Origin of the sequence: Sphingomonas sp. (assembly GCF_042096255.1) — a bacterium.
In the GTDB taxonomy this organism is placed as follows: domain Bacteria; phylum Pseudomonadota; class Alphaproteobacteria; order Sphingomonadales; family Sphingomonadaceae; genus Sphingomonas.
This window is the reverse complement of record NZ_JBELLZ010000133.1, coordinates 1-6,693: the sequence shown is the minus strand read 5'-3', so window position 1 is coordinate 6,693 and position 6,693 is coordinate 1. Positions and strand designations below refer to the sequence as shown.

Sequence of the window (6,693 nt, the reverse complement as noted above, 5' to 3'; positions counted from 1 at the left end):
GGCCAAGCGTCTGGAGGAGTGGGACGCACTGCGCGACCGGATCGGGGAAGCGTTGGGCAATGACGGTCCGGACCTGTGGCTAACCATCGTCTTCACCAGCGATCCGGAATGGGCGTGGTGAGGGTCAGCCAAGCCCGATCAGGCTGATCTGGCGGCCGTAGCTCGGCTCGCCGCGGTGGGTGGCACGGCGATAGCTGAAGAAGCGGGTCTCGTCCGCATAGGTGTCCAGACCAAGCGCCTCGACGCGGGCGAGGCCGGCGGCGGCGAGGCGGTGGGCGACATAGGCTTCGAGGTCGAAATGCGCGTGGCCGTCGCGACCGTCGACGAAGAAGCGGGTGTTCTGCGCATCATCGGCGAGGAACCGCGCCCGAAAAGCCTCGTCCACCTCGTAGCTGGCGCGGGCGATGCAGGGGCCGATGGCGGCAGTGATGCGCGCACGATCCGCACCCAGCGCCTCCATCGCGGCGACCGTCGCGTGGGTGACGCCGGCGAGCGCGCCCTTCCACCCGGCGTGCGCGGCGCCGATCACGCCGGCCGTGGCGTCCGCGAACAGGACGGGTGCGCAATCGGCGGTGAGAATGCCGAGCAGCAGGCCGGGCCGGTCGGTGACCAAAGCGTCGGCGCGGGGGCGCTCGGCGGGAGCGTCGGTGACGGTGACGCAATCGGCGGAATGGACCTGGTAGCAGGTGACGAGCGTGGCGCCGGGCAGCACCGCGGCGGCGGCGCGGGCGCGGTTTTCGGTGACGGCGGCGGCATCATCCTCGGAGCCGAGGCCGACGTTGAGGCCCCCATGGATCCCGGCGGAGACGCCGCCGCGGCGCCCGAGGAAGCCGTGCGCGAGATCGCCGAGCGCGGCGGCGCGGATCACCTCAACGGGGCCGGGGACCGTCACAGCGCCAGCCTCATCACGATATCCTCATCCTCATGGTTGCCGACCTTGAACGCATAGGGGCCGACTTCTTCGAAGCCGTGGCGCGCATAGAAGCGCCGGGCGCGATGATTGTCGGTGAATACCGACAGGTAGAGCGCCTGATGGCCGCGGGTGCGGGCCTCGGCGATCACCCAATCCATGATCTCGGCGGCGAAGCCGGTGCCGTGATGGGGCCTCAGCAGGTAGAACTGGCGCAGTTCGATCGCGCCCTGCTCGGGCGTGAAGGGGAGCGAGGGTGGGCCGAGCTTGACGTAGCCGGCAGCGGTTCCGTCCGCCTCGGCGATGCGGATGGCATAGGCCGGATCGGCGATCTGGGCGGCCCAGGCCTCAGGCGTGTGCTGTTCGAGGAAGGCGGCGAGGTCCTCGGGCGCGTAGAGGTGGCCGAAGGTTTCGGTGAAGGTGTCGCGCGCGGCGGCGGCGAGCGCGGAGGCATCGGCGGGTGTGGGCGCGCGGAGGGTGAGGGGCATGACCCGCCCCTACCGTTCGGGCTGAGCGAAGTCGAAGCCCTTGTCGGCGGCTTCGGCTTGGCCCTTCGACTTCGCTCAGGGTTAGGGGGAGCTTGGGTCGGGTGTGGAGGCGGGTGCTTCGATTTCGCTCAGCACGAACGGGAGAGAGAAGACGGTTCGCTGCAGGGACGGAGCAGATTGATCAGAACCCCGCCGGCTCGGGCCAGCCCGGCGCGGTGAACGCCACCGCCTTGAACAGCGAACCCATGTGGCCAACGAGGCGCATCCGGTCGGCGGCGATCTGGTCGGCGCGGTCTGGGGCGGTGCGGGCGAGGGCGGCGGCGCGGCTGTCGATGCCGAGCTTGACCAGCCATTCGGCCTGCTCGACCGGGCCCCAGCCGGTCGCGCCCATGCCCTGCGCGGCGGCGATCAACGTGGTGAAATCGACATGCGCGGACAGGTCGTGCTCGCCGGGCGAGTCATAGGGGTTGGCGAAGGCGTGGCCGCGCACCGCCTGGAGCGTCTCGCCGAGCAAAGGACCCTCGTGACCGTAATCGATCACCAGCGCTGCGCCGCCCTGGCGGACGAGGCGCTGCGCCAGCGCGCGGGTGACCGCGACCGAGGCGGGGCTCACCTCCAGCAGCGCGCCGGGCGTGGCCTCCCGCAGGGGGGCGGGGATGACGTCCTCCGGGATCGCGGGGCCGGCGATGGGCAGGAACAGGGTGTCCTGGCAGGCGACCAGCCGCTCGCGCCAGCCCTCCGTGCCGCGAACGAGCTGGCGGATCGGCAGCGCGTCGAAGAACTCGTTGGCGACGACCAGCAGCGCGCGATCGTCGGGCAGGGTGGTGACATCGTCGTGCCAGGTGGCGCCGGAGACGTGCCGCGCTTGGAGGCCGCGCAGCACCGGGCTGGTTTCGACGAAGTGGACGGGCGGCTGGAGACCGGCCTTGGCCATCGCCCTCAGCGCGTCGGCGGTGAGTGTGCCGCGGCCGGGGCCGAGCTCGATCCAGGCAACCTCGGGTCGGCCGGCGCGGTCCCACAGGTCCGCCGCCCACAGGCCGACCAACTCGCCGAACATCTGGCTGATCTCGGGCGAAGTGGTGAAGTCGCCGGCCTGCCCGAGCGGGTCGCGGGTGGCATAATAATGCGTGTTGGCGGCCGCCATGAACTGCGAAACCGGGATCGGCCCGGCGAGCGCGATGGCGCGGGCGAGGCGATCGGGAAGGGGAGCGTCCGTTTCGGTCAACGCCTGCTCACGCCACGCTTTCCGTCCCGGCGATCGGCTCGACGCGCTGGCGCCGCGCCGGGGCGGTGGCGATCAGGTAGAGGCCGCCGGCGATCATCGGCAGGCAGAGCAATTGCCCCATGTGGATGGTGGTGGCGAGGAAGGTGCCCTCGAACTGGCTGTCGGGCTCGCGGAAGAATTCCACCACGAAGCGCGCGACGCCATAGCCGAGCAGGAACAGGCCGGTGAGCCGGCCGGGCTGGTAGCGCGCCTTGGTGCGCCAGAACGCCCAGGCGAGCAGGACGAAGAGCAGCAGGCCCTCCAGTGCCGCTTCGTAGAGCTGGCTGGGATGGCGCGCCGGCTCGGGCATGCCGAACGGCACGGTGCGCTCGAAGACGATGCCCCAAGCCGCGGTGGTCGGCTTGCCCCACAGCTCACCATTCACGAAGTTTGCAAGCCGTCCGAAAAACAGGCCGAAGGGAACGACGCAGGCGACATAATCGTGAATGCGCAGCCAGTGGAGCCCGTTCTTGCGTGCGAACAGGATGATGCCGATCGAGGTGCCGATCACCCCGCCGTGGAAGCTCATGCCGCCATCCCACAGGCGCAGCACGCGCAAGGGGTTCGCCAGCATCTCGGGGGCATAAAACAGGACGTAGCCGATCCGCCCGCCCAGGATGATGCCGAGCGTCGCGTAGAAGACGAGATCGTCGGCATGGCGGCGGGCCATCGGCGCGCCGGGCTGCTTGAGCAGGCGCAGGAGGTACCACCAGCCGACTACGATTCCGGCGATATAGGCCAGGCTGTACCAGCGCAGCGTGAAGAAGCCGATCGTGAACACCTCCGGATGGAGGCCAAGGTCGGCGAAGCGGATGTGGTCGCCGGCGGCGGCGAGAGCGGACAGGATCAAGGCTTTTCCCCGGACTTCGCCGCCTGCATAGTGGCGCCAAACAACAAACCCAAGCGGAGAGACGGATGCGCAGCGAACTAGACCTGAAGATGGATGCGGTGATGCAGGCGCTGACCGCCGAGGGCGGCATGCTGCACCTCACCCACGCAGAGAGCCACGGGGCGCAGGTGCCGATGATCGCTGCCGCGCCGCCGACGCTGTCGCACTATTTCGACCATTATGCCGCCCAGCATGCCGCCACCGAATTCCTCGTCGCGGGCGATGAACGCCTGACCTATGGCGAGGTGCATGCGATCGCCAAGCGGATTGCGAAGGCGCTGGTCGGGAAGTACGGCGTCACGCGCGGCGACCGGGTGGGGATCGCGGCGCGCAACTCGCCGTCGTGGATCGCGCTCTACATGGGCGTGCTGATGGCGGGCGGGGTCGCTACCCTGCTCAACGGCTGGTGGCAGGCGGAGGAGCTGGCGGCGTCGATCGGCGATGTCGACTGCCGGCTGGTGTTCGCCGATCCGCCGCGCTGCCGCCGGCTGTACGCGGTGAACCACCACGCCAAGGTGGTCGAGTTCGATGACCTCCTGCCGCTGGCGCAGGCGATGGCGCCGGTGCTGGCGAGCGGCGACGAGGGCGACCTGCCGGAGCTTGGGCCCGACGATCATGCGACGGTGCTGTTCACCTCGGGCTCGACCGGCCAGTCGAAGGGCGCGCTTTCGACCCACCGGCAGGTGGTGCAGGGGGTGTTCAACTATCTCGGCTCCGCGCTGACCATGCTGGCCCTGGCGGCGCAGGAGGGGGTGAGCTCGCCCCTCCAGCCTTCCACCCTGCTGAACGTGCCCTTGTTCCACGTCACCGCCGAGGTGCCGGTGATGCTCCAGTCCTTCGCGATCGGGCGCAAACTGGTGCTGATGCCCAAATGGGACGCCGAGGAGGCGATGCGGCTGATCGAGCGCGAGAAGATCACCTATTTCGTCGGCGTGCCGCTGATGAGCTTCGAGATGCTGACCCATCCGAACCGGCACAAGTACGACCTGTCGACGGTGACCGACATCGCCGCGGGCGGGGCGCCGCGCCCGCCCGAGCATGTCCGCCGGATCGACGAGGAAATGGAGGGCGCGCCGCTGATCGGCTATGGCCTGACCGAGACCAACGGCGTCGGCACGGGCAACTGGCGGACCAACTATCTCGCCAAGCCGAACTCTGCCGGCCGGGCCTCGCCACCTCTGGTCGATCTCGCCATCCTCGATGATGCGGGCGCCCAGGTGCCGCAGGGGCAGCGGGGCGAGGTGTGCATCCGCTCGATCGCCAACTTCACCGAATATTGGGACAAGCCCGAGGCGACCGCGGCGGCGTTCACTGCGGACGGATATTTCCGCAGCGGCGACATCGGCTATCTCGACGAGGACGGCTACCTGTTCATCGTCGACCGCAAGAAGGACATCATCATTCGCGGCGGCGAGAACATTTCCTGCCAGGAGGTGGAGGCGGCGCTGTACGAACACCCATCCGTCGCCGAAGCGGCTGTGTTCGGCCTGCCCGATGAAAAGTTCGGCGAGGTGCCCGCGGCGGTGGTCCACCTGTCCGAGCCGGGCCGGGTGGAGGCGGAGGACCTGACCGCCTTCCTCCACCAGCACATCGCGGCGTTCAAGGTACCCCAGCGCATCTGGGTGGTCCCCGATCCGCTGCCGCGGCTGGGCACGGAGAAGATCGACAAGGTGACGCTGCGGGCGAAATATCGCGCGCTGGCGGATGCGGAGCTGGCGTAGGGGCTGAATGCCTACTCCCGACCCGTTCGGCCTGAGCGAAGTCGAAGGCCAAGCCCCGGCGCTTGTGCTTCGACTTCGCTCAGCACGAACGGAAGGTGGGTATGTGGGGCCAACCCGCTTAACGCATGTCCCATGATCTCCAGGCGTACTCTCCTCATCGGTGGCGGGGCCGGTATCGGGCTGGTGATCGCCTGGGCCGGCTGGCCGCGAACCTATGCGCCCAACCTCAGCGTGGGCGAGGACGAGGCGGCGTTCGGCGCGTATCTGAAGATCGGGCAGGACGGACGCGTGACCGTGGCGGTGCCGCAGGCCGAGCGCGGGCAGGGCAGCTGGACCGCGCTCGCGCAGGTCGCCGCGGATGCGCTGGGCGCCGACTGGCGGACGGTGGGCGTGGAGCCCGCCCCGCTCAACCCGCTCTACGCCAATCCGCTTGCCGCCGAGGCTCTGCTGGGCGATCTGTTGCCCCCCGCGGTGGCGCGCGAGCACGCCCGGCGCGCAACGCTGATGCTCACCGCGGGCTCGACCTCGATCCGCCAGTTCGAGGCGCCGGTGCGCGAGGCGGCGGCGGGGGCGCGGGCGCTGCTGTGCAAGGCAGCGGCGACACGCTGGAGAGTCGAGTGGACCGCGTGCGACACGCAGGCGGGATTCGTCACGCACGGCCGGCAGCGGCTGCGCTTCGCCGAGCTGGTCGAGGCGGCGGCGGCGGAGACGTTGCCCGAGGACGCGAGCCTGTGGCAGCGGCCGGAAGGCGAGCTCACCGGCCGATCGCTGCCGCGGCTCGACGCGTCGGGCAAGGTGGACGGCAGCGCCGATTTCGCCGCGGACGTGCGGCTGCCCGACATGGTGTTCGCCAGCGTGACGCAGGGGCCGATCGGCGCGACCCGGCTGCTTTCGTACGACACCGCGGCGGCAGACCGGGTGCCGGGGGTGCTGCATGTCGCGCGGGGCGGGACATGGATCGCGGCGTTGGGGGCGACGTGGTGGGCGGCGGAGCAGGGAGTGCGGGCGCTCGCGCTGAAGTTCGAGGCGAAGGGCGCGCCCGATGACGCTGCGATCGACGTGGCGCTGGCCGCTGCGCTCAAGGGGCGGGGTCGGCGGATCGCGGCGGCGGGTGATCTGTCGGAGGCGTTCCGCGACGCGAGCGTGATCACCGCCGACTATCACGTCGCGCCTGCGGTTCATGCCGCGATCGAGACGCCGGCGGCAGTGGCGCGCTGGCGTGGCGACCGGCTGGAGCTATGGTTGGGCACCGAGGCGCCGGCGCAGGCACGCGCCGCGGCGGCGCGGGCTATCGGGGTGGGCGAGGGGCAGGTGGTGCTGCATCGCATGCTGCTGGGCGGATCGTTCGGCGAGGCGCTGGAGCATGACCTTGCCGAGATTGCGGCGGTGCTGGCGGTGCGGCTCAAGCGACCGGTGCTGGC

At 70.2% G+C, this 6,693-nt stretch carries 6 protein-coding genes; 2 read left to right on the top strand and 4 right to left on the bottom strand.

The features are described 5' to 3' along the window. Positions 1-124 precede the first annotated feature (124 nt). The 4 genes from pgeF to lgt all read right to left on the bottom strand — a co-directional run bounded on the left by pgeF (position 125) and on the right by lgt (position 3,512). Positions 125-892 carry a peptidoglycan editing factor PgeF gene (gene pgeF / locus ACFDTH_RS16760; protein ID WP_375288701.1) on the bottom strand — a complete coding sequence of 256 codons (768 nt, stop codon included), beginning with the start codon at positions 890-892 and terminating at the stop codon, positions 125-127. Then, positions 889-1,398 carry a GNAT family N-acetyltransferase gene (locus ACFDTH_RS16755; protein ID WP_375288700.1) on the bottom strand — a complete coding sequence of 170 codons (510 nt, stop codon included), beginning with the start codon at positions 1,396-1,398 and terminating at the stop codon, positions 889-891. Before ACFDTH_RS16755 ends, pgeF begins: the two co-directional genes overlap by 4 nt. A 181-nt stretch (positions 1,399-1,579) precedes the next feature. After that, positions 1,580-2,542 (bottom strand): class I SAM-dependent methyltransferase, encoded by a 963-nt coding sequence (locus tag ACFDTH_RS16750; protein ID WP_375288702.1) that lies wholly within the window; start codon positions 2,540-2,542, stop codon positions 1,580-1,582. A gap of 88 nt (positions 2,543-2,630) precedes the next feature. Continuing rightward, complete coding sequence (gene lgt / locus ACFDTH_RS16745; RefSeq protein ID WP_375288699.1) at positions 2,631-3,512, bottom strand: prolipoprotein diacylglyceryl transferase; 882 nt, start codon at positions 3,510-3,512, stop codon at positions 2,631-2,633. A gap of 65 nt (positions 3,513-3,577) precedes the next feature. Between lgt and ACFDTH_RS16740 the strand changes: the two genes are divergently transcribed. Together ACFDTH_RS16740 and ACFDTH_RS16735 are read left to right on the top strand one after the other, a co-directional pair. Continuing rightward, a complete protein-coding gene (locus ACFDTH_RS16740) occupies positions 3,578-5,272 on the top strand; it encodes a class I adenylate-forming enzyme family protein (protein ID WP_375288698.1) in 1,695 nt (564 codons plus the stop codon). A gap of 132 nt (positions 5,273-5,404) precedes the next feature. Continuing rightward, positions 5,405-6,693, top strand: a 1,289-nt coding sequence (locus ACFDTH_RS16735; protein WP_375288697.1) for a molybdopterin cofactor-binding domain-containing protein, incomplete at its 3' end; no start/stop codon positions are given.

Coding starts and splice junctions, on each gene's coding strand:
- ACFDTH_RS16740 (WP_375288698.1), top strand. CDS start 3,578: ATGCGCAGCGAACTAGACCTGAAGATGGATGCGGTGATGCAGGCGCTG.
- ACFDTH_RS16755 (WP_375288700.1), bottom strand. CDS start 1,398: ATGCCCCTCACCCTCCGCGCGCCCACACCCGCCGATGCCTCCGCGCTC.
- ACFDTH_RS16750 (WP_375288702.1), bottom strand. CDS start 2,542: ATGGCGGCCGCCAACACGCATTATTATGCCACCCGCGACCCGCTCGGG.